24 protein-coding genes are annotated in these 20,509 nt (G+C 71.0%); 13 read left to right on the top strand and 11 right to left on the bottom strand.

What is annotated here, in order from left to right:
- Positions 1-192: 192 nt before the first annotated feature.
- Positions 193-972 (top strand): hypothetical protein, encoded by a 780-nt coding sequence (locus tag ABZS69_RS06805; RefSeq protein WP_355367690.1) that lies wholly within the window; start codon positions 193-195, stop codon positions 970-972.
- 154 nt (positions 973-1,126) lie between these two features.
- Here the strand turns inward: ABZS69_RS06805 and msrB are convergent, their stop codons facing one another.
- Positions 1,127-1,528 carry a peptide-methionine (R)-S-oxide reductase MsrB gene (msrB, locus tag ABZS69_RS06800; protein WP_350722740.1) on the bottom strand — a complete coding sequence of 134 codons (402 nt, stop codon included), beginning with the start codon at positions 1,526-1,528 and terminating at the stop codon, positions 1,127-1,129.
- A 364-nt stretch (positions 1,529-1,892) separates the two neighbouring features.
- Between msrB and ligD the strand changes: the two genes are divergently transcribed.
- Complete coding sequence (ligD, locus tag ABZS69_RS06795; RefSeq protein WP_355367687.1) at positions 1,893-2,894, top strand: non-homologous end-joining DNA ligase; 1,002 nt, start codon at positions 1,893-1,895, stop codon at positions 2,892-2,894.
- Positions 2,895-3,003: 109 nt separating this feature from the next.
- Here the strand turns inward: ligD and ABZS69_RS06790 are convergent, their stop codons facing one another.
- Together ABZS69_RS06790 and ABZS69_RS06785 are read right to left on the bottom strand one after the other, a co-directional pair.
- The gene (locus tag ABZS69_RS06790) at positions 3,004-3,813 is read right to left on the bottom strand and encodes an MBL fold metallo-hydrolase (protein WP_355367684.1); all 810 of its coding nucleotides are present in this window, start codon (positions 3,811-3,813) and stop codon (positions 3,004-3,006) included.
- 6 nt (positions 3,814-3,819) lie between these two features.
- Positions 3,820-4,014 carry a hypothetical protein gene (locus ABZS69_RS06785; protein ID WP_355367681.1) on the bottom strand — a complete coding sequence of 65 codons (195 nt, stop codon included), beginning with the start codon at positions 4,012-4,014 and terminating at the stop codon, positions 3,820-3,822.
- Between the two features lie 167 nt (positions 4,015-4,181).
- Between ABZS69_RS06785 and ABZS69_RS06780 the strand changes: the two genes are divergently transcribed.
- Positions 4,182-4,628, top strand: coding sequence for a hypothetical protein (locus tag ABZS69_RS06780; RefSeq protein WP_355367678.1), 447 nt, complete (start codon positions 4,182-4,184; stop codon positions 4,626-4,628).
- A 305-nt stretch (positions 4,629-4,933) separates the two neighbouring features.
- Positions 4,934-5,635, top strand: coding sequence for a class F sortase (locus ABZS69_RS06775; RefSeq protein WP_355367675.1), 702 nt, complete (start codon positions 4,934-4,936; stop codon positions 5,633-5,635).
- Here ABZS69_RS06775 and ABZS69_RS06770 read toward each other — a convergent pair whose 3' ends face one another.
- Positions 5,636-8,077 (bottom strand): acyl-CoA dehydrogenase family protein, encoded by a 2,442-nt coding sequence (locus tag ABZS69_RS06770; protein WP_355367672.1) that lies wholly within the window; start codon positions 8,075-8,077, stop codon positions 5,636-5,638.
- Between the two features lie 330 nt (positions 8,078-8,407).
- Between ABZS69_RS06770 and ABZS69_RS06765 the strand changes: the two genes are divergently transcribed.
- Both ABZS69_RS06765 and ABZS69_RS06760 read left to right on the top strand, forming a co-directional pair.
- Positions 8,408-8,746: an RNHCP domain-containing protein gene (locus ABZS69_RS06765; protein WP_355367669.1), complete on the top strand. Its 339-nt coding sequence runs from the start codon at positions 8,408-8,410 to the stop codon at positions 8,744-8,746.
- A gap of 1 nt (position 8,747) precedes the next feature.
- Positions 8,748-9,146, top strand: a complete 399-nt coding sequence (locus tag ABZS69_RS06760) for an RNHCP domain-containing protein (protein WP_355367666.1) — start codon at positions 8,748-8,750, stop codon at positions 9,144-9,146.
- A gap of 46 nt (positions 9,147-9,192) precedes the next feature.
- Here the strand turns inward: ABZS69_RS06760 and ABZS69_RS06755 are convergent, their stop codons facing one another.
- The gene (locus ABZS69_RS06755; RefSeq protein WP_355367663.1) at positions 9,193-9,585 is read right to left on the bottom strand and encodes an NUDIX domain-containing protein; all 393 of its coding nucleotides are present in this window, start codon (positions 9,583-9,585) and stop codon (positions 9,193-9,195) included.
- A 262-nt stretch (positions 9,586-9,847) separates the two neighbouring features.
- Here ABZS69_RS06755 and ABZS69_RS06750 point away from each other — a divergent pair, with 262 nt between their 5' ends.
- Complete coding sequence (locus tag ABZS69_RS06750; RefSeq protein WP_355367660.1) at positions 9,848-10,228, top strand: hypothetical protein; 381 nt, start codon at positions 9,848-9,850, stop codon at positions 10,226-10,228.
- A 63-nt stretch (positions 10,229-10,291) separates the two neighbouring features.
- Here the strand turns inward: ABZS69_RS06750 and ABZS69_RS06745 are convergent, their stop codons facing one another.
- Genes ABZS69_RS06745 through ABZS69_RS06720 form a run of 6 tightly spaced genes read right to left on the bottom strand, consistent with a single transcriptional unit; the run spans position 10,292 to position 15,081 of the window.
- On the bottom strand, positions 10,292-11,167 hold the full coding sequence (locus ABZS69_RS06745) for a tetratricopeptide repeat protein (RefSeq protein ID WP_355367657.1): 876 nt from the start codon (positions 11,165-11,167) through the stop codon (positions 10,292-10,294).
- Between the two features lie 19 nt (positions 11,168-11,186).
- Positions 11,187-12,626: an aldehyde dehydrogenase family protein gene (locus ABZS69_RS06740; RefSeq protein ID WP_355367654.1), complete on the bottom strand. Its 1,440-nt coding sequence runs from the start codon at positions 12,624-12,626 to the stop codon at positions 11,187-11,189.
- A gap of 40 nt (positions 12,627-12,666) precedes the next feature.
- Positions 12,667-13,599, bottom strand: a complete 933-nt coding sequence (locus tag ABZS69_RS06735) for a hypothetical protein (RefSeq protein ID WP_355367651.1) — start codon at positions 13,597-13,599, stop codon at positions 12,667-12,669.
- On the bottom strand, positions 13,596-13,985 hold the full coding sequence (locus tag ABZS69_RS06730; protein ID WP_355367648.1) for a MaoC/PaaZ C-terminal domain-containing protein: 390 nt from the start codon (positions 13,983-13,985) through the stop codon (positions 13,596-13,598). Before ABZS69_RS06730 ends, ABZS69_RS06735 begins: the two co-directional genes overlap by 4 nt.
- Entirely contained in the window at positions 13,982-14,371 is a 390-nt protein-coding gene (locus tag ABZS69_RS06725) for a MaoC family dehydratase N-terminal domain-containing protein (protein WP_355367645.1), read from the bottom strand. Before ABZS69_RS06725 ends, ABZS69_RS06730 begins: the two co-directional genes overlap by 4 nt.
- On the bottom strand, positions 14,368-15,081 hold the full coding sequence (locus tag ABZS69_RS06720; RefSeq protein WP_355367642.1) for a GntR family transcriptional regulator: 714 nt from the start codon (positions 15,079-15,081) through the stop codon (positions 14,368-14,370). The genes ABZS69_RS06725 and ABZS69_RS06720 overlap by 4 nt, the downstream gene beginning before the upstream one ends.
- 135 nt (positions 15,082-15,216) lie before the next feature.
- Here ABZS69_RS06720 and ABZS69_RS06715 point away from each other — a divergent pair, with 135 nt between their 5' ends.
- Genes ABZS69_RS06715 through ABZS69_RS06690 form a run of 6 tightly spaced genes read left to right on the top strand, consistent with a single transcriptional unit; the run spans position 15,217 to position 20,491 of the window.
- On the top strand, positions 15,217-16,431 hold the full coding sequence (locus tag ABZS69_RS06715; protein WP_355367639.1) for a CaiB/BaiF CoA-transferase family protein: 1,215 nt from the start codon (positions 15,217-15,219) through the stop codon (positions 16,429-16,431).
- Positions 16,428-16,814, top strand: a complete 387-nt coding sequence (locus ABZS69_RS06710) for a hotdog domain-containing protein (protein ID WP_355367636.1) — start codon at positions 16,428-16,430, stop codon at positions 16,812-16,814. The genes ABZS69_RS06715 and ABZS69_RS06710 overlap by 4 nt, the downstream gene beginning before the upstream one ends.
- Positions 16,811-17,767: a tripartite tricarboxylate transporter substrate binding protein gene (locus ABZS69_RS06705; protein WP_355367633.1), complete on the top strand. Its 957-nt coding sequence runs from the start codon at positions 16,811-16,813 to the stop codon at positions 17,765-17,767. The genes ABZS69_RS06710 and ABZS69_RS06705 overlap by 4 nt, the downstream gene beginning before the upstream one ends.
- On the top strand, positions 17,764-18,237 hold the full coding sequence (locus tag ABZS69_RS06700) for a tripartite tricarboxylate transporter TctB family protein (protein ID WP_355367630.1): 474 nt from the start codon (positions 17,764-17,766) through the stop codon (positions 18,235-18,237). Before ABZS69_RS06705 ends, ABZS69_RS06700 begins: the two co-directional genes overlap by 4 nt.
- The gene (locus ABZS69_RS06695; protein ID WP_355367627.1) at positions 18,237-19,724 is read left to right on the top strand and encodes a tripartite tricarboxylate transporter permease; all 1,488 of its coding nucleotides are present in this window, start codon (positions 18,237-18,239) and stop codon (positions 19,722-19,724) included. Before ABZS69_RS06700 ends, ABZS69_RS06695 begins: the two co-directional genes overlap by 1 nt.
- Positions 19,721-20,491, top strand: a complete 771-nt coding sequence (locus tag ABZS69_RS06690; protein WP_355367624.1) for an enoyl-CoA hydratase/isomerase family protein — start codon at positions 19,721-19,723, stop codon at positions 20,489-20,491. Before ABZS69_RS06695 ends, ABZS69_RS06690 begins: the two co-directional genes overlap by 4 nt.
- The last annotated feature ends 18 nt before the right edge of the window (positions 20,492-20,509 follow it).

Below are 20,509 nucleotides of genomic sequence, written 5' to 3'. Positions count from 1 at the left end.
CGGGGCGGGCCGCCTGCTTTCGCATGCCCAAGTTGGCGATCTGGGCGCATTGATCTATCCGGTTTGTCACAATCAGGGAAATCCTCTGTTCGTACGGGCGGCTTGCGGTGGCACGTTCCAAGGCGGCAGGAGGGCGGGGTGATGGACGGATCGGGAAGACGGGGGAGCCGGCGGCGCGGGGCGGGCCGGCATGTGGCGACACGCTCGCGGCACGCGCGGCGGCGCGGCCTGGGCCGGCGGTGGGCGGCGGGGGCGGTCGGGGCCGTGGCGCTGGCCGGCGGCGTGGTCGCGGTGCTCGGCGCGAACGGGACCTTCGGCGGGGCGATGACCGCCGTCTCGTCCCAGCAGGCGCGCGTGGCGTCCGGGCCGCGGGCGCGGGCCGAGCCGGAGAACGGCTCCGTGGCGCTGCCCGGCAAGGCCGGGGGCACGACTGCCGCGAAGGCGAGCGCCGAGGCCAGCGCGGAGGCCAGGGTACGGGAGCGGCCGAAGTCCGAGCCGCCGCCTCAGGTTGTTCCGAGCACGGCCACGGCGGGGGCGCCCTCTCCCGGTACTGTCGAGCAGGGGTTGGTGCCGGGCATCACCGACGCGGAGGACCTGCTGGCGGGCGGTCCCGACCCCGGCGAGGCGGAGGGGTTCAAGGCGAACGGCCCGTCCCGGCACACCGATCAGCAGGCGGCCGAGTTTTTCCGTACGCACTGGGGTCCGGACGACAAGGCGCTGAAACGCCTCAAGGACATCCGCACGGTCGGCGGCTATCTGCGCATCTATACGGATTTACCGGAATCGGCGGGGAACTCGTCCCAAGCGATCACGTTGTGCGAGCGCGGTCTCGCGTACCTGCGCGCTCGGGGAGTGGTCAACCCGGTGGTGTTCGTACAGGCCGAGTTCGGCGAGAACGGGAATCCCGTCCTCGCCAACATCCTCGGTCCGTCGGACACCAGCTGCCGCGTCACCCACCCAGAACCCGGCTAACGCACCCGAACCCGCGTCTTGGCGCACACGTGACACTGTTGCGTCACGACCCGCCCGATGGTCTCAATCGTCACCCAGCGGTGGCGAAGATGGACAAAGCGCACACAAAACTCCTACCCGAGGCAGGCGATCGGTACGCGCTGTCGCTATACGATCACCCCTTGGGTTCAAGCCTAAGGGAGATGGAGTTGATGCAGTAACGATCGTCGGTCGGAGTGGGATATCCCTCGCCGTGGAACACGTGTCCCAGATGTGAGTCGCACCGCGCGCACCGCACCTCCGTGCGCACCATGCCGTGGCTGTGATCCTCGATCAGCCGGACCGCGTCGGAGTCGCCCGGCGCGAAGAAGCTCGGCCACCCGCAGTGCGACTCGAACTTGGTGTCCGACCTGAACAGCTCCGCCCCGCAGGCGCGGCACGAGTAGACGCCCTCGGCCTTGGTGTCGACGTATTCGCCCGTGAACGGGCGCTCGGTCCCGGCCTCCCTGAGGACGTGGAACTCCTCAGGCGAGAGCTGGACCCGCCACTCGGCCTCGCTCTTGACCACCTTCTCCATGCGTCCAGCGTACGAGATCGGAAGGGATGAGAGATCAGGCAAAAAGAGATCTTCGCAGGCTGAAGCATCCGTTCTGGGGTGAATTCGCGTCTTTGTAGGCAAGGGGGTGTCATCGCCTCCTGCCAGGGGTGAGATCATCCGCAGATCCCGCCAAGCGGCACAGCCCACGCCCGTGCTGGAGCCGTTCGGGATCGTCACGGCCGGCCGGGTGGCGCGCCAGCGCCCGGAACGGCGGCGGGTGATCTAGTGGCCCGTCCTGTCGAGCCCTCGGTCCCGCCACCGAGGAGGCTCCGGGACGGGCCCGCCTCGCCACGGGCTCCAGGCCGACCGGGCCGCCGTCGCAGGGACGGAGTAGGTTCGGTGCATGGCATCGCCGTACATCGAGCTGCAGGTGGGGGAGCGGACCGTCAAGGTCACCAACCCCGACAAGATCTACTTCCCTGAGATCGGCGCCACCAAGCGGGAGCTGGTCGAGTACTACGTGAGCGTCGGCGAGGGCGCGCTGCGCGCGCTCAAGGACCGGCCCACCAACCTCAAGCGCCACCCCGACGGCGTGCAGACCGAGGCGATCTACCAGAAGCGGATGCCGCCCAAGCATCCCGACTGGCTCCAGTCGGTGACGGTGCGGTTCCCGAGCGGCCGCACGGCGCAGTCGTTGCGGGTCACCGAGGTGGCCGCCATCGCCTACGGCGCGAACCTCGGCACCATCGACTTCCACCCCTGGCAGGTGCGCGCCGCCGACGTCGAGCACCCCGACGAGCTGCGCGTCGACCTGGACCCGCAGCCGGGCCTGGAGTTCGACGCGGCCCGCAAGGCCGCCCTGCTCACCAGGGAGGTGCTGGAGGAGCTGGGGATGGCCGGGTTCGTGAAGACGTCGGGCAACCGTGGCGTGCACATCGCCGTGCGCATCGAGCCGCGCTGGGACTTCATCCAGGTACGCCACGCCGGCATCGCCCTGGCCAGGGCCGTCGAGGCGCGGGACCCGGGGCTGGTGACCACGGCGTGGTGGAAGGAGGAGCGCGGGGAGCGGGTGTTCATCGACTTCAACCAGAACGCCCGGGACCGTACGATCGCCAGCGCCTACTCCGTCAGGGCCCAGCCGCACGCCCCCGTCTCGGCCCCGCTGACCTGGGACGAGCTGGTGGACGCCGACCCGCGCGACTTCGACATCCGTACGGTGCCGGCCAGGTTCGCGGAGGTGGGCGACGTGCATGCGGCCATCGACGACGTGGCGTACTCGATCGAGCCGCTGCTGGAGCTCTACGCCAAGGACGACCGGGGCGACCTGCCGTACCCGCCCAACTACCCGAAGATGCCGGGCGAGCCCATGCGCGTCCAGCCCAGCCGGGCGCGCAACACCGACTGACGGGCGTCGGCTGACGGGCGTCGGCTGACGGGCGCCGGCTGACGGGCGCCGGCTGACGGGCGCTGGCCGCTGGGCTTCGGCTGCTGGGCTTCGGCTGCTGGGCTTCGGCTCAGCGGACGAGGTGGTGCGGGGCGAGCTCGCGGGTCTCGCCCCGCTGCAGATAGACCACCCGGTCGGCCAGGCCGTTCTGCTCGATGTGGTGGCGGAAGTCCGCCAGCGGTGAGCTGAAGGCGGCGTAGTCGTCGTAATGCACCGGTACGACCGCGTGCGGGTTGATCAGGTCGCACCACGACGCGCCCTGCTCGCCGTCCATGGTGATGAGCATGAGGCCGAGCAGCCGGGTGCCGCCCAGGTGCATGATGGCCAGGTCGATGTCGGGGAAGCGGCGCGGGATCGCGTCCAGGCGGCGGTCGAGCAGCGTGTCGCCGCTGATGTGCACGGTCAGCTCCACCCGTTCGGCCTGGTTGCAGAACTCCAGCATCGTCCCGATCACGGGCGGCAGCAGCGCTTCGGCGGGGCCGGGCGCGTGTTTGGCGGGCAGCGCGGTGATCCTGACCGTTCCGCGCGGGCCGTGCAGCTCGTGCGTGTGCCATTCCTCCAGCCCCACGCTGCGGCGGAAACCCTGGAGGCGCAGTCTGCGGGCCGCCGTGGTCGTCGTGACGACGACCGTGTCCTTGTCCAGGTGTCTGCGGGCGACCCGGTCCCAGTGGTCACCGTACAGGTGCGACAGCACCACCCCGTCGAGCGGCGGCAGGTCCTCGATCTCCACGGCCGGGTCGGTGAGGCGGCGCGTGGACAGGCCGTAGCCCAGGTACGCCCGCTGGCCCCGGTGCAGGAAGTTGGGATCGGTCAGCAGCGTGAGGCCGTTGTAGCGGATCAGCGTGGTCGCGTTGCCGATGAACTGCAGGCTGCCTTTCACCTCGGCTCACCCCGGGTACGGCGAGCGCTGGTCGGGAGGAACGCCGCCGCCCTTGCCGCCCCCTTTGTTGCCCTTGTCCGTCGCGTGCGGGTGGGCGGCGCGCCTGACGCCGCGCTGCTTCTCGGGAACGAGGTGGGCGGACTTGAACTCGGTGGGTGATTTGCCCGATCTGCGAATCTCGGGCTGCTGTGGATTGCTCATGTCATTTGTCCCCCTTTCTGGGGATATTTCCTGCCACATTGGGACGCGCCTAAACCCTCCGTGTCTGCCTGATTTCACTTCGGTCACATTACTTGACTCGCTATCTAATAATTCGCAAGGCTTTCTTGTGTATCGGGGGGCGACAACCGATTCTGGAGCCTTCTCTCATGGCAAAAGCGCGACATCTCGCGGCGCTGGTGGCTGCCTTCGTGGTCGGAGGAGTGACCCTGGCGGCGGGCCCGTCCTACGCCTCCGCCCGGACCGGTCCCGATCTGCCGGTCGACCTGCCGGTCGATCTGCCCACCTGCCTGCTCCCGCTGCCGTTGCTCTGCGACGAGCAGCCCGAACCCTCGCCCGAGGAGTCCTGGTCGAGTCCGCCGCCCTCCGCCGAGCCCGGCCCCGGCGACTCCTGGCCGGGACCGGAGGAGTCCGCACGGCCGTGGCGGCCCGCGGGCGAGGAGGAGCACCGGGTGCCGAGGGGGCACCCGGAGACCGGCGGCGGCGGGCTCGCCCCGGACTCCCCGACGTGGCCGTTCGCCGTGGGCGGCGTGGCGCTCCTGACCGGCGCGGGACTGGCCGGCGCCGCAGTCCGGCGCCGCAGGGGTGTCGCCTAGCTTGGCCGGCCCACCAACCCTGGCTACGAACCCGGCCAAGCGCCAGGACTCGACCGAGGGCCGGGATTCCTCCGAGGGCCGGGTCTCGGCTGAGCGCCAGGATTCCTCCGAACGCCGGGACTCGGCTGAGCGCCAGGACTCCTCCGAGGGCCGGGTCTCGGTCGCGGGCGGGGTGCCGCTCACGGATGAGGCGCCGGTCGCAGCCCGGGTAACGCTCCGAGGCGGGGAGTCGGTCGTGGACCGGGTGCCGCTCATGGGTGGGGCGCCGGTCGTGGGGCGAGGGGCGGGAGTCGCTTGGGGGTCTGGTGTCTGCTGAGGGGCGCGAATCGAGCGGTGGCCGGGGGTCCGGGCAGCGGGTGATGTTGCTCGTGGCGGGTGCCGTGTCGTTGGGCGGGGCGCTGCTGATCGGGCTCGGGCTGAGCGGCATCGTCGGCGGCGAGCCCGCGCCGCCGCCCGTCGCCGCCGCCCGGAGCGGCCCCGTCGACGGCGCGGCCCCGGTCACCGGGCTGCCGCTCGGCAAGGTGGCCGCGCCCATGAAGGCCGCCAAGCCGACCGCCGTCTACATCCCATCCATCGGCGTGGCAGCCTCGCTCATGGAGCTGGGCCTCGACGCGGAGGGCGCCATCGAGAACCCGCCGTTCGACCCCCCGGACCTGGCCGGCTGGTACCGCTACGGCCCCGTGCCCGGCCAGCGCGGCGCCGCCGTGATCACCGGCCACCTGGACACGAGATCCGGCCCCGCCGTCTTCGCCAACCTCAAGAACGTCAAGCGCGGCGACCAGGTGCAGGTGCTGCGTGCCGACCGATCGGTGGCCGTGTTCGTCGTGGACAAGGTCGAGCACACGCCGAAGCGAAGCTTCCCGGTCAAGAAGGTCTACGCCAAGCTCACCTATCCGGGGCTGCGGCTGGTGACCTGCGGCGGGACGTTCGACCGGCAGGCGCACAGCTACCGGGACAACACGATCGTGTACGCGCACCTGGCGGCGCCGTACTATCCGAAGAGCTGATCACGGGTCGCGCGGCAGGCCCAGGGCGCGCTCGGCGATGATGTTGAGCTGCACCTCCGTGGTGCCGCCGCCGATCGTGAACGCCCGCGTCGCGAGGATCATACGGTTCCAGCGCCGACTGGTGGGGGCCAGCGACCAGCAGAACTCCGCGATCGCCTGGGCATGCCGCATACCGAGCAGCTTCCGCACGCTGGAGGCGGTCGCGGAGTCGCCGCCGGGCCTTCGCGGAGTGCCCGGACCGGGCCGCCCGGAGCCGCCCAAGCCCGAGCCGCCCAAGCCCGAGCCACCCCAGACGGAGCCGCCCGAGCCGGAGGTGCCCGAACCGGAGCTACCGGAGCCGCCCAAGCCCGAGCCGCCTCGGGCGGAGCCGCCGCCGGGCGGTTGGGAGGCGGACAGCTGGGAGAGTGTCACGCGCAGGCCGAGCGCCGAGATGGCCTGGCCCTCGGCCCACAGGCGGCCGGCCTGCTCGCGTTGCGACTGCCGGAGCGGGGGCAGCGTCGCGATCAGCTCGGCCATGTCGGTGTGCTGCGAGCCCGGACCCCAGGAGTCGCCGAGCGCGACACGTTCGTGGGAGAGCGTGTCGCGGGCCACCCGCCAGCCCTCGTCCACCGCGCCGACGACCAGGTCGTCCGGTACGAAGACGTCGTCGAGGAAGACCTCGTTGAACACCTCGTCCCCGTTGATCTCCTTGAGCGGCCTGACGGTGACTCCGGGGGAGGACATGTCCACCAGGAAGTACGTGATCCCGTTGTGTTTCGCTTTTTCGGGAGAAGTACGCGCGAGACAGATGCCCCAGTGGGCGTACTGCGCGAGAGACGTCCAGATCTTCTGACCCGTCAGCGACCAGCCGCCCTCCACCCTCGTGGCCTTCGTCGCCAGCCCGGCCAGGTCGGACCCGGCGCCGGGCTCGCTGAACAGCTGGCACCACACGATCTCCCCGGCGAACGTCTTCGGCAGAAAACGCTCCTGCTGCTCCCGCGTGCCGTACCGGACGATGGAGGGAACCGCCCAGGCCGCGATGCCCAGGTTCGGCCGTTTGAGGCCCCGGAACTCCTGATGGATGATCACCTGCTCCAGCGGCGAGGCGTCCCTGCCCCAGGGCCTGGGCAGGTATGGCATGATCCACCCCTCCCGCGCGAACCTGCCCAGCCTGGCCAGCGGCTCCTCGGCCCGCAGCGACTCGGCCTCCGCCCTGATGGCGTCCCGGACGGCGGTCGCCTCCTCTGGCAGGTCCGGCTCCATCGCTCGCCGTACCCCTGCCACCGCCAGCCCGGCCACCTCCTCGGCCCACGGTCCCGGATCTCCGGCGAGCAGGCGGTCGGACAACGCCCTGCGGTAGTAGCGGTGCGCGTCGTGCTCGAAGGTGTAGCCGATGCCGCCGAGCACCTGGATCGCATCGGCCGCGCACCGTACGGCCGCCTCGGTCCCCAGCACCCCGGCCACCGCCACCGCCAGCCTGACCTCGCCCCCGAGCCCATCCCCGGCGATGCCGCCCACCGCCGCGGCCCTCCCCGTGTCCCCGTCCGCGGCCTCGCCGCGGTCGGCGCTGTCGGCCTGGTGCGTGGTGGGGGTGGTGTCGAGGGCTCTGGCGGCGTCCCATACGGCGGCGCGCGCTTGTTCGAGTGTCACCAGCGCGGCTGCCACCCGGTGCTTGACCCCTTGGAACTGCCCGATCGGCCGCCCGAACTGCTCGCGCACCTTGGCGTACTCGGCCGCCGTCGTCACGGCCCACGCCGCCACGCCGCACGCGTCCGCCCCGAGCAGCACGGCGGCGATCTCCCGTACCGGCACCTCGCCGAGCACCCGGTCGGCGGGCACGGTACGGGCGGTGACTGAGCAGAGCGCCCGGTCGAGATCGACGCTGTCGGCGGGCTCGGCGATGACGTCGGCACGGTCGAGCGCCGCCCACCCGCGGCCGTCCACGGGCAGGAGGAAGAGATCGGCCTCCGGCGAGCCCAGCGCGAGGAGAGGCGCCGCATCGTCACCCGCGCCGTCACCCGCGCCGTCACCCGCGCCCTCACCCGGGCCGCCGCTCGGGCCGGTGGGTAGTGCGACGGCGGCGGTGATGGAGCCGTTGGCGAGACCGGTGATCAGCGGCGCGACGGCCGCGGACGGACGGCGGTCCGGTCCCGTCCGGGGGACGGCGTCCGGGTGGTCCGGCACGGGCCCGGCGTGCGCGGCCGGACGGCGCGTGCCCGGCCAGGTGAGCGCGGCTGCGGCCAGGACGGACGGGAGGTACGGCCCCGGGACCCGCCGCTCGCCCAGCGCCTCCAGCGCGACGCACAGCTCCAGCAGCCCGTACCCCTGCCCACCGCACTCCTCGGGCAGATGCAGCCCCAGAATCCCCTGCCCCGCCAGCGCCGCGTGGTCGGTCGTGCGCGTGGCGAGCCCCCGCACGGAGGCGGCCAGCTCCTGGTGTTCCTCGGTGGTCCCAATGCCCATACGTCCGAACCTAGAAGGTCATTCGGTCGATGGCCAGGAAAACCGTTGGCGGCCTCCGGGCCCGCCCCGCTACCCTCCCTGGTGTCCTGTCGATGGAGCCGATGTTCGGGGAGGGGTGGATTAATGCCTGGCACCGCGCCTTGCGCGCCTCGCCGTGCCGTGGGCGGATCCTGCCTCTGAAACATCACGTCTGACAGGCCGGACCGCCTGCCGTGCCAGCATGCCCGCATACGTCGCGAGGCTCGTTCGGCGCTCCCTTGCTGCCTTTCATCGAAGTCATTCCGGCAAGGAGTACCCAGGTTGTCCACCAATGGCAAGCCACGTTCCATCGTGAACACCGAAACCTTCCAGTGCGTGCGCTGCGGCCTGACCGTGACCGCGACCGCACCGGACGGCACCCGCCGCAACCACTGCCCGAGCTGCCTGCACTCGCAGCACGTGCTTGATCGCGGGGAGGGCGGCCCGTCGGACTGCGGGTCGCGGATGATCCCGATCTCGATCGCGGTCCTGCGTACCGGCGACTGGATGATCATCCATCGCTGCACCCGGTGCGGTGAGCTGACGTCCAACCCCATCTGCGGGGACGACAACCAGCTCATCCTCATGCGCATGGCCGTACGGCCGCTGGCGCAGCCGCCGTTCCCGCTCGAGGCGTTCGGCGGTCTGTGACATGCCGAGGAGGAACCCGGCCCGGGAGCGGCCGCAACAACGCAAGAAGGCGCCGCACCGGGAGCACGGGGAGGCGTTCCGCTGCGTCTCCTGCAGGCTGGACGTCCCGATGATCGCGCCGGGCACCGCCCACCGCAACCACTGCCCGCACTGCCTGACGAGCCTCCACGTCGACCGCCGCGTCCCGGGAGACCGCCGCGCGGTCTGCCGGGGCCGGATGGCGGCGCTGAGCATCACCGTCCGGCCGGACGGTGAGTGGCTGATCATCCACCTCTGCCAGTCCTGCGGCGAGCTCAGCGCCAACCGCATCGCGGGCGACGACAACGCGCTGGCCCTGCTCCGCATCGCCATGCGCCCCCTGTCCGCGCCCCGCCTGCCCCTGCCCGCCTGGGCGGGGTAGGCGACCCCGATGCCCGTCCGGGCGACCCTCGGACGGGCATCGGGGGTCACTGGAGCCGGCCGTCCCGGTGGAGGTCGTCGAAGATGATCTGATCCACCGGCGCCACGCGGTCGCGGTCGGCGTAGGTCAGCCAGACGACCTCCTCGATCTCGCTGCTGGGCGTCGGCGTTCCCCGGTGGTCGGCGGTGTAGCAGGTCAGCTGGACGATGACGCCGTCGGGGTGGCTGTCGGCCTGAGCCTGGTACGTGCCGAGATGGGCGGCGGTGGCGGGGACGATGGCGACGGACAGCTCCTCGTCGATCTCGCGGACGAGGGTGTCGACGTCGCTCTCGCCGGGTTCGCGCTTGCCGCCGGGGAGGTAGTAGACGCTCTTGCCCCGAGATCGGGTGCTGAGGATCTTGCCGTCCACCAGGTGGATCCATGCGATCTTGTCAATCATGTCGCCCATCATGCACGCATCCATCCGCATTTCCTCCCCTTGGAGAATGATCGGATGGTTGGTCATTTCCTGCGCCGGCGCGGCTGACAGACGTCATCCCCACAGAGATCTCTGGCACACCTGAGACAGAGAAAACCATACCCAGAGCGTTCTCGACGATCTTCGCGGTCTCGCGCTACCTGCGACGATGTCCTAGAGGAAGCGGAGATCCGCGTCATCGGGGCACGGACTTCCTTCCGAGTACACGCAAAGGCAGGAGTACGTGGACATAGAGGCGGAGATCCGCGCATTGAAGCTCCGCATCGACGCGTTCGAAGCGATCATGCGTACTGGTGACGCAGATTCTGACGACTACAGACATGCCCGCGTCCGCACGGGGAGACGTACGCGCGTGAAAGGCTCGAAGATCACCTCAGCGGAGATCGCCGTGGCCGAGATGCGCGCCGAGATCGCGGGTGCTCAGCTGGAGATCTCCCAGGACTTCGCGGCCCTGGGCGACGAACTGACCGGCCTTCGACGGCAGACCAACGATCAATTCATCTCCGCCCGCGCGGAGATCCTCGGAGTATTCGACTCCCTGCGGAGCGACATGGTCGACCTCGGCCGCAGGCTCGACCAGTTGCTGGAGACCCGCAACGCATAGGGGGCACCATCCACGGGGGCGCGGCCAGGTCCGGCACCTGGCCGCCACTCCCGTCCGTCGGGGTCAGTCTCCGAACTCCAGGTGGAGGGCCCGGGTGAAGTCGGCGACCGCCTCCTCGTGACGGTCCATCTCCTGCAGGATCTCCCCGCGTACCCGGAACGCCCAGATGTACTCGGGGTCCAGCTCGATCGCCCTGTTCAGGTCGCTCAGGGCGGCCTCGTTGTCGCCCAGCTCGCTCAGCACCGCGCCCCGGCTGCCGTAGGCCCGGTCGTTCTCCGGGTCCAGCTCCAGCGCGCGGGTCAGGTCCGCCAGCGCATCCTCGTACCGGTCGATCATGCGGTACGCCTCGCCCCGCCGGCTCAGCGCGCGCACGTACTCCGGGTTCGCCGCCAGCGCCTTCGTGTAGTCCTCGATGGCCTCGGCGTAGAGGTGCATGCGCTGGTACAGGTCGCCGCGGGCGGCCCAGGAGTAGGGGAGTTCCTCGTTCAGGGCGATGATCTTGGCGTGCTCCTCCAGGGCCTCGTCCAGGCGGTCCAGGTCCACCAGCACGTCGGCCTTCGCCTCCAGGATCCACAGGGAGTCGGGGGAGAGGGTGAGGGCGTGGTCGAAGTCGGTCATGGCGTCGTCGAGCCGGCCCATCGCGGCGTACGTCTGGCCCCGGGAGCCCAGCGCGTACGCGCTGTCCGGCTCCAGCTTGAGCGCCTCGTCGAAGTCCTCCAGCGCGGCCTCGTAGCGTTCGATGACGCGGTGGCTCTCGCCGCGCAGCCGCCAGGCGCGGGCGTTGTCCGGAACTAACGCGATCGACTCCGTCAGATCCGCAATCGCCGCGTCATACCTCGACAGGGCGATGTACGATTCGGCGCGGCTACGCAACACGGACGCACGTGACTGCGCGGCAGCGTCAGGCAGCCCGGATTCGTCCTTGATCCCCTCGCTCATGAGGCGTAAATCTATCCGACTAAATCTGGATTATGGCCGCCTTTTCGCGGGTGTACTCGAGGACCGAATCGTGTCCGTACCCGCTGTCCTTGACGCCCCCGAACGGCAGCCCGGGCGGCATCTGCCGGAACGTGTTCACCCACACCGTCCCGCTCTGCAGATCGCGCACGAAACGGTGGGCCCGCCCCAGGTCACGCGTCCAGACGCCGGCCGCCAGGCCGTAGCGGGAGTCGTTCGCGATCGCCAGGGCCTCCTCGTCCGAGGAGAACGGCATGGCCACCGCCACCGGGCCGAAGATCTCCTCCTGGCAGAGCCGGAGCGAGTTGTCCGTGGCCGTGTAGAGGGTGGGGGAGACCCAGTAACCGCCCGGGAGGCCGGGTACCACCTCCGCCCCCGTCCGCCCGCCGAAGACCAGGCTCGCGCCCTCCTTCTCGGCCAGCTCCAAGTACGACCGCACGTGCTCGTACTGGGCAGAGGAGACGATCGGTCCCATGGTCGTGCGCAGGTCGAGCGGGTCGTCCAGGACCAGGCCGGCGCAGACGCGCTCGATGCGGCCCAGCATCTCCTCCCAGATCGAGCGGTGGATGAGGATGCGGGAGCCGGCCACGCAGACCTGCCCGGCGTTGCCGGTGTAGACGGAGTTCACGGTGATGCCCTGGGCGGCCGCGTCCAGGTCGGCGTCGGGGAAGACGATGTTCGGGGACTTGCCCCCGAGCTCGAACGTCAGCGGCTTCAGCGCGTCCGCCGACGCCCGGGTGATGGCCTGCCCGGTGGCCGTCGAGCCGGTGAGGCTGATCTTGGCGACGTCGCGGTGCCGCACCAGCGCGTCCCCCACCTCCTCGCCCAGGCCGCTGACGATGTTCAGCACCCCGGGCGGGAACACCTCGGCCAGCAGCTCGCCCAGCCGCAGCACCGACGCGCTCGCCTGCTCGGCCGGTTTGACGATCACCGTGTTGCCGGCCGCCAGCGCGTACGCCGCCTTGGCCGAGAACGTCGAGATGGGCGAGTTCCACGGGATGATGCAGACCGCCACCCCGTACGGCTCGCGCCGGGTCAGCCCCAGCGTGTCCGGGCCGAGGATGACGGTGTCGCCCTTGGCCGCGTCGAGGCACTGCCCGGCGGCCAGCTGCCACAGGTACGCCATCCCGGGCAGGTCCTTCTTCAGCGTGTCGCGCAGGATCCTGCCGTTGTCGCGCGTCTCCAGCCTGGCCAGCTCCTCGGCGTTGCGGGCGAACACCTCCGACACCTTGCGCAGGTAGCCCGCCCGGGCCAGGGCGGGCAGCGCCGACCAGGCGGGGAAGGCGCGGCGGGCCGCCGCCACGGCCGCCTCGGCGTCGGGCGCCCCGCCGGCCGGGATCCGCGCCCACACCTCCCCGGTGGCCGGATTGACCGAGTCGAGGGTTCTGCCGTCGCTTGCGGGGACCAGCTCGCCGCCGATGAGATTGCGATAGTCAGGCACGTACCAAGCATATGCTTGCTTGACTCCGTGCACCAAGCCGCTAGACCTCCGGGACGCCCAGGTCCGGCGCGGGTCCGGCGCCCACCTGCTTGGCCAGCGCGGGGTCGAGCTGCTCGATCAGCCGCTGCACCAGCGCCGCCCGCCGCACCCGCTCCCGTCCCAGCTCCCGCGGCACCGCTCCCAGGTGCCCGCCCGACGGGTAGATGTTGGGCGCGTTGCGCAGCCCCATCTTGAGATAGACGGGCGCGGTGGCGCGGACGATCTCCACCGCCTCGTAGAACCGTACGAACCCGCCCTGGTCGTCCGGCACCTCCAGGTAGAGGTCGATCGGCAGCCGGGTCGCGGCCCGGATCTCGGCCAGGTGCGGCACGGTCAGGTCGGTGCCCACGTTCACCGTGGTAGCGCCCAGGCGCTCCAGGATCGCGGCGGTGGGTCCGTTCGTGAGCGGCATCAGCACCGACGTCTTCAGCACCAGGCCGGCGGGCAGCGTGCCGTCCTCCTTGAGGGAGCGCAGCACCTCCAGCGTGCCGAGGTCCCCGACGAGCAGGCTGCGGATGCCCAGCGAGCAGGCCCGCAGCGCGTCCGCCACGCACGCCGCCACCATCGCGTTCCCCCGCGCGGCGGCTCCCACGGCCTGCGTCAGCTTGGCCTGGCCGCCGACGTCCCAGGCGGCCCGGGGCCCGAGGAACAGGTTGACCTCGATCCCCCGCTCGGCCCCGATCCCGGCCATCTCGGAGATCTCGGCGTCCGTCAGCATCATCACGCCGCTGCCCTGCGAGGTCCGCGCGAGCGGCACGCCGAGCCGGTCGGCCTCCTCGACCACCGCCTTCAGCACCTCGGGCCCCTCGACGCTGGGGATCTCGAACCGGTACGGGGCGCCGTCCGCGAAGCCGGACTCTACTGGGGAGGCGGTCCGGAGCACGGGGTGCCCGATCCGGGCCATCAGGGCGTGCAGGTCGGCAAGGCTGGTCATCGGGGAGTCTCCTCGTCGTAGATCACTTCCGCGCGGCCGAGCGTGGTACGGCGGCCCGTGTCGTCCTCGCCCCACAGCTCCAGCTCTGCCCGGTTCCCATCGGTGGACACCACCCTGCCCCGGCAGGTGTGGACGCGGTCACGGAAGTCCATGCCGCGGTAGCCGGCCTCCAGCACGGTCAGCCGTCCCCGCCCACCGAGCCAGCCGGTGACGAGCCGCCCCAGGTAGGCGGCCTTGAGCAGCCCGTGCACGGCCAGCTCGGGGTGGCCGAGCGAGCGGGCGAAGCCGAGGTCGTAGTGCATCTCGTAGAAGTCGCCCGACGCTCCGGCGTACTCGACGAGCCTGCGCAAGGTGGTGGTCTCGGTCAGTGGGGGAATCTCGGTCATTTCCTGATCCTGCTCCCGATGTGCCTGACCACCAGCTCGCCGTCCGGCCGGCGGAACTCCGTCTCGAACGTCAGCAGCGCGAACGGCCCCGCCGACCCGTTCTTCTCGACGACCCCGGTGAACCGCGGCCGCGACACGATCACGTCGCCCACGCGCAGCGGCGCGTGGTACTCGAACCGGTCGCCGCCGTTCAGCCAGCCGGACCCGTACGACGCGGCGGCCGGCAGCGACGGCGGCTCGTCGAGGAAGCACGCCGTGAAGGTCGGCGGCACCTCGTCGCCCGACGCCCCGATGGCGCGCAGGTAGAAGGCCAGGTGCCGCCGCTCGACGACGTCCTCGCGCGGCGGCCCCGTCCAGCCCACCGCCTCCTGGAGAGCCTCGATCATGTGTCTCCTTCCCTGACCCGCTTCAGCCAGGCCAGCGACTCGGGGGAGTGGCCGCCGACCCGGTCCTCGATGCCGTCGAGGAACGCCATGTCCCCGTGCCCGGCCAGCTCCCGGTGCACGGCCTCGGGTGAGCCGGCCTCGATCACCTCCAGCAGCCGCCGATGCCGCTCCCAGTCGTCGACGAGCGACTCGCCCGACGCCCTGACCTGCCGGTTCATGCCCATGCAGAGCAGCATCTGGAGCTGGATCGACCGGTAGGCCTCCTCCAGCCGCCGGTGCCCGGACAGCCCGATGACCGAGCTGTGGAACTCGACGGCCCGCTCCAGCACGCCCAGCCAGTCGCCGGAGCGCGCGGCGGCCTCGTGCCGGTCGAGCGCGGCGTGGCAGCGCCGGAGCCGGGCGGGCTCGCGTACCGGGACGCCCAGGTCCACGGCCATCCGCTCCAGCTCCCGCCGCAACGTGAGGATCTCGTAGATGTCGTGCAGCGTGAGCTGCGTGACGAACGCGCCCCGCCGCGGCTGCTGGGTGATCAGCCCCTGCTGCTCCAGCACGCGCATGGCCTCGCGCAGCGGCGGCCTGCTGACGCCCAGCTCCTGGGTGAGCTGGTTCTCCACGACCCGGTCGCCCGGCTGCAGCCTGCCGCTGAGCAGCATGCGCATCAGTGCCTCGGTGGCGAGCTGAACCATGCTGGGGGGTGCCTCGATGCGCATCGTGGTCTCTCTCGTCGTCGGCGATCATTGTCTGCCGCCATAGTGCCGAAGAAGTTCCGGCAGAACCCTTGTCTAGCTCAGTTGTCTTCTGTAGACAATAGACCAATCCGGCCCGAAGTGAGGTTTTCGTAACACATGACCACTCCACTGTCCGGTATCAGGGTCGTCGAGGTCGGCGCGTTCATGGCGGCCCCCTTCGCGGCCATGCAGCTCGCCGACCTCGGCGCCACCGTCATCAAGGTCGAGAACCCGGACGGAGGCGACGGAGTGCGTGCCGTCGGTCCGTTCACGGCCGGGCACAGCTCCCCCTTCGCCCGGCTCAACAGGAACAAACGATCGGTCGCGCTGGACCTGAAGTCCGAGCTCGGCGCGGCGGCCTTCCGCCGCCTCGTCGAGGACGCCGACGTGCTGGTGGAGAACCTCCGCCCCGGCGCCATGCGCCGGCTCGGGCTCGGCTACGCCGACCTCAACGAGCTCAACCCCGGCCTCGTGTACGTCTCCGCTTCCGGCTGGGGACAGGACGGCCCGCTCGCCGACCGGCCGGGTCTGGACATCATGGCCCAGGCCAGGGGCGGTCTGATGAGCGTCACCGGCATGCCGGGCGGCGACCCGGTCAAGGTCGGCGTGCCCATCGCGGACCTGGTCTGCGGGCTCTACGGCGCCCTCGGGGCGATCTCCGCGCTGCACGCCCGCACGCTGACCGGCCGGGGCCAGCACGTGGACGTGTCACTGCTGGAGTCGGCCGTGTCGTTCGCCATCTGGGAGGCAGGCAAGTATTTCGCCACCGGCGAGGTGGGCGGGCCGCTCGGGTCCGCGCACCAGAGCACGGCGCCGTACCAGGCCGTCCGCACCTCCGACGGCTGGTGCACGGTCGGCGCCGTCACCCCCAAGACCTGGCGCGGCTTCTGCGTCGCGCTCGGCCTGACCGCCCTGCTCGACGACGACCGGTACGCCGACGCGCACGACCGGCACGGCCTGCGCCACGAACTGATCCCGGCCATCGAGGCGGCCACCACCCTGCGCACCACGGCCGAGGTCGTGGCCGCGCTCGACGAGCACGGCGTGCCGTGCGCCCCCATTTCCGACTACGCCCAGGTGTTCAACGACGAGCACCTGAACCGGCGCGGGTTCTTCTGGGATGCCGAGCATCCCGAGATGGGCCCCGTACGCCAGCTCGGCTCGGCCATGCGCTTCTCGGACACGCCGACGAGACGCGGCCCCGCCGGACCGGCGCTCGGCGCGGACACCGTCGAGGTGCTGCGCGAGTTCGGTCTGACCGAGCAGGAGATCGACCGGCTGCTCGCCGAAGGCGCGGCGGCCCAATCCCCCACCCCCTTGGAGAGTTCATGAGCGACCAGCTGACCCCGGGTGTGAGCGCCGGCCTCACCTGGGTCGTGACGGAGCGGCACTGCACCCGCCGCGGCGACCACGACATCTTCTCCACCCCCAACCTGGTCCACCTGATCGAGGACGCCGCCATCGAGGCGCTGGCCCCGTACCTGGCCGACGGCGAGGGCAGCGTCGGCAGCAAGGTCGAGATCGCGCACGTGGCGCCCACGCTCAAAGGCGGCGAGGTGACCGCCACCGCCACCGTGACCGAGGTGGACCGGCGGCGCGTCGTGTTCGCGGTGGTCGCCGCGGACGCCAACGGGAAGATCGGCGAGGGCACTCACGAACGCTTCATCATCAACCTGGACAAGTTCGCCGCCAAGCTCAAGGAGCTGGCGTCATGAGGGCGGCCATCGCGGCGCTCGCCCTGCTCCTGGTGAGCGCCTGCGGCGGCACCGCCGACGCGGGGGGCGGCGCGTGGAAGCCGCGCGGCGATGTACGCATGATCGTGCCGTTCTCCGCGGGCGGCGGCAGCGACCTCGCGGGCCGCGCCATCGCCGGCGCGCTGGAGAAGGCGGAGCCGGGGCTGAAGGTCACCGTGGAGAACCGCGAGGGCGGCTCGGGCGCGGTCGGCTACTCGGCCCTGCTCGGCAAGAAGGGCGACGGCAACTACCTGCTCGCCACCGAGAACGCCCTCCTGTCCCTGCCGCTCAGCGGCCAGGTGTCGTTCACCCGCGCGGACTTCACGCCGATCGCCAAGCTGGCCGAGGACGGCGGCATCCTCGTCGTCAAGAAGGACTCCGCGTTCAGGACCTGCACGGACGTGGTCAACGCGGCCAGGAGCGGCCGGGTCGGCGTGGGCATGTCGGGCGCGTACGGCGTGGACAACGTGATCTTCACGATGATCGAGCAGAAGACCGGCGTGAAGTTCCGGCGCGTGCCGTTCGAGTCGGGCGGCGAGCTGGTGCCGGCGGTGCTCGGCGGCCAGATCCAGGTCGCGCTGCTGAACCCCGGCGAGGTGATCGGCCAGATCAGGTCCGGCGACCTCAGGGGCCTGTGCGTCACCACCGAGAAGCGCTACACCTACCCCGAGTTCGCCGGGCTGCCCACGGCCAGGGAAGAGCGGATCGACGTCGCGTACGTGCAGTTCAGGGGCTTCATCGGGCCGGGCGGGCTGGACGGGCGCGAGAAGGCGTACTGGGAGCGGGCGGCCAAGGGCGTGACCGGGACCGCCGAGTTCCAGAAGTGGCTCAAGGACAACTACCTGCAGCAGTCCGAGCTGTACGGCGCCGACTTCGGCAAGTATCTCGACCAGCTCGACGCGGCGCTCGCGCCCGTGCTGAAGAAGTCGTCATGAGGCAGCTGCTCCGCGGCGAGGCCGTCGTCTGGGCGGTGCTCGTCTGCCTGGCGACGGCCATGGCCGCCGCCGCCTTCGGCTACGGCGTCACCAAGGACGGCGGCGAGGTCGGGCCCGGGTTCCTGCCGCTGGTCAGCGGCGTGGCGCTGGCCGTGCTCTCGGCCGCCTGCCTCCTGCGGTCAGTACGCCGGGCCGCGCCCGAGCCGGAGGCGGACGACCCCCGGCGCGTCAGGACGTTGTGGACCGTGTTCGCCATGCTGCTGGTCGCGCTGCTGCTGGTGCCGCTGACCGGGTTCCTGGTGGCGTTCGGGCTGCTGGTCTTCGCCGTGTCGGCGTTCGTGGAGAAGCAGCGGGTCGTATCGGCGGCGGGCGTGGCCGTGGCCGCCACGCTGGTGATCTACGCGGTGTTCGTGCTGTTCCTGGCCGTGCCGCTGCCCGGCGGGCTGCTGGGCGTCGGAGGTGACGGCTGATGCTGGACAACCTGGTCATGGGCTTCGGCGCGGCCCTCACGCCCGCGAACCTGCTGTGGTGCTTCGTCGGCGTGCTCGCCGGGACCGTCATCGGCCTGCTGCCGGGGCTGGGCTCGACGACCGGCGTGGCCGTGCTGCTGCCGCTGACGCTGTCGTTCGAGCCGCTGACCGCGCTCATCATGCTCGCCGGGATCTACTACGGCGCCCAGTACGGCGGCACGATCACCTCCGTGCTGATCTCCACGCCCGGCGAGGCGGCCAGCGTGGTGACCGCGATCGACGGCTACCAGCTGGCCCGCAAGGGACGGGCCGGCGCGGCGCTGGCGATCGCGGCCATCGGGTCGTTCGCCGCCGCGATCGTCTCGCTGCTGCTCCTGGTGGCGATGGCGCCGCCGTTCGCCAAGCTGGCGCTCGGCTTCGGGCCGCCCGAGAACCTCGCCGTCATGGTCCTCGGCCTGACCACCATCGTGAGCTTCTCCGGCGGGGCGCGGCCGCGCGGCCTGGCCATGGCCGTGCTCGGCGTCCTGCTCGCGACCGTCGGCGTGGACGCGGCCACCGGGCTGCCCCGCTACACCTTCGGCGACGTGGACCTGCTGTCCGGGCTGCCGTTCGTGCAGGTGATGATCGGGCTGTTCGCGGTGGGGGAGGTGCTCTACCAGATCAGGCAGGGCGCGGCCGAGCCCATCCGGGCCCGCTTCAGGGACCTGGTGATCACCCGGGAGGAGCTGTCCCGCTCCAAGGGGGCGATCGCCCGGGGGAGCGTGATCGGCTACCTGCTCGGGTGCCTGCCCGGCGCCGGGTCCACGCTGGCGTCCTTCCTCGCGTACGGGGTGGAGAAGCGGGTCTCGCGGCACCGGGACGAGTTCGGGCAGGGCGCGATCGAGGGCGTCGCCGCGCCGGAGAGCGCCAACAACGCCGCCGCGAACGCCAACTTCGTCCCCACCCTCGCGCTCGGCATCCCGGGCGGCGCGACCACGGCCGTGCTGCTGGGGGCGTTCACGATGTACGGGATCCAGCCGGGGCCGCTGCTCTTCGACGAGCAGCCGGAGCTGGTGTGGGGGCTGCTGGCCTCGTTCTTCATCGGGAACGTGCTGCTGCTGGTGCTGAACCTGCCGCTGGCGCCGCTGTTCGCGCAGCTGCTGCGGATCCCGTACGGGTACCTGTATCCGCTGATCCTGGTCACCAGCTTTGTCGGGGCTTATTCGATCGACAACAACATGTTCAGCGTCTGGATCGTGTTCGCCTCCGGACTGGTCGGATATTTCATGAAAAAGTTTGATCTGCCGATGGCGCCGCTCGTGCTCGGGCTGGTGATCGGGGCGCTGTTCGAGAAGGCGCTCGTGCAGACGTCCGCGATGGGGGACGGCGACCTGAGCATCGTCCTGACCCGGCCGATCGCACTGGCGGTGCTCGTGCTGGCCGTCCTGCTGGCGGCCGGGCCCGCGCTGCTGAAGCTCATCCCGCGCAGAGTCAAGGAGACAGTGTGACCGAGCTTGATGTCGTCGCCGACGGGCCCGTGCTGCGGGTCACCTTCAACCGGCCCGAGCAGCGCAACGCCCTCACCTGGGCCATGTGGGACGGCCTGTACGACGCCTGCGAGCGGGCCGACGCGGATCCCGCGATCAAGCTGCTCGTGCTGTCGGGGGCCGGTGGGCGGGCATTCATCGCAGGTACCGATATTTCGCAGTTTTCCACCTTTGTCGATGGGGACGACGGGATCGCGTACGAGCGCAAGATCCAGCGGATCATTGACCGGCTCGAACGCGTCAAGGTGCCCACCGTGGCCGTCGTCCAGGGCTACTGCGTGGGCGGGGGCCTGGTCGTGGCCGCCGCCTGCGACCTGCGGCTGGCCGTGCCCGGTGCCCGGTTCGGGGCGCCCATCGCCAGGACGCTGGGCAACTGCCTGTCCATGAACACGTACTCGCTGCTCGTCCACCACCTCGGCCCGGCCCGCACCCTGGACATGCTGCTGCGGGCCCGCATGTACACCGCCGAGGAGGCGCACGCCGCCGGGTTCGTGGCCGAGCTGTGCGCGCTCGACGACCTGCCCGCCCGGCAGGCGGAGGTGGAGGAGCGGCTGCTCTCCCACGCGCCCCTGTCGATGTGGGCGGCGAAGGAGGCGGTCAGGCGGCTGCGCGTGGCCAACCTGCCGGACGGGGACGACATCGTGGCCACGGTCTTCGGCAGCGCCGACTTCCACGCCGCCGTCCCCGCCTTCCTCGCCAAGGAGAAGGTCGCCTGGAAGGGACGCTGACTCGCGCTCTAAGATCGG

It is taken from the genome of Nonomuraea sp. NPDC005650 (assembly GCF_040605375.1).
In the GTDB taxonomy this organism is placed as follows: domain Bacteria; phylum Actinomycetota; class Actinomycetes; order Streptosporangiales; family Streptosporangiaceae; genus Nonomuraea.
This window is presented reverse-complemented; position numbering and strand designations above follow the sequence as displayed.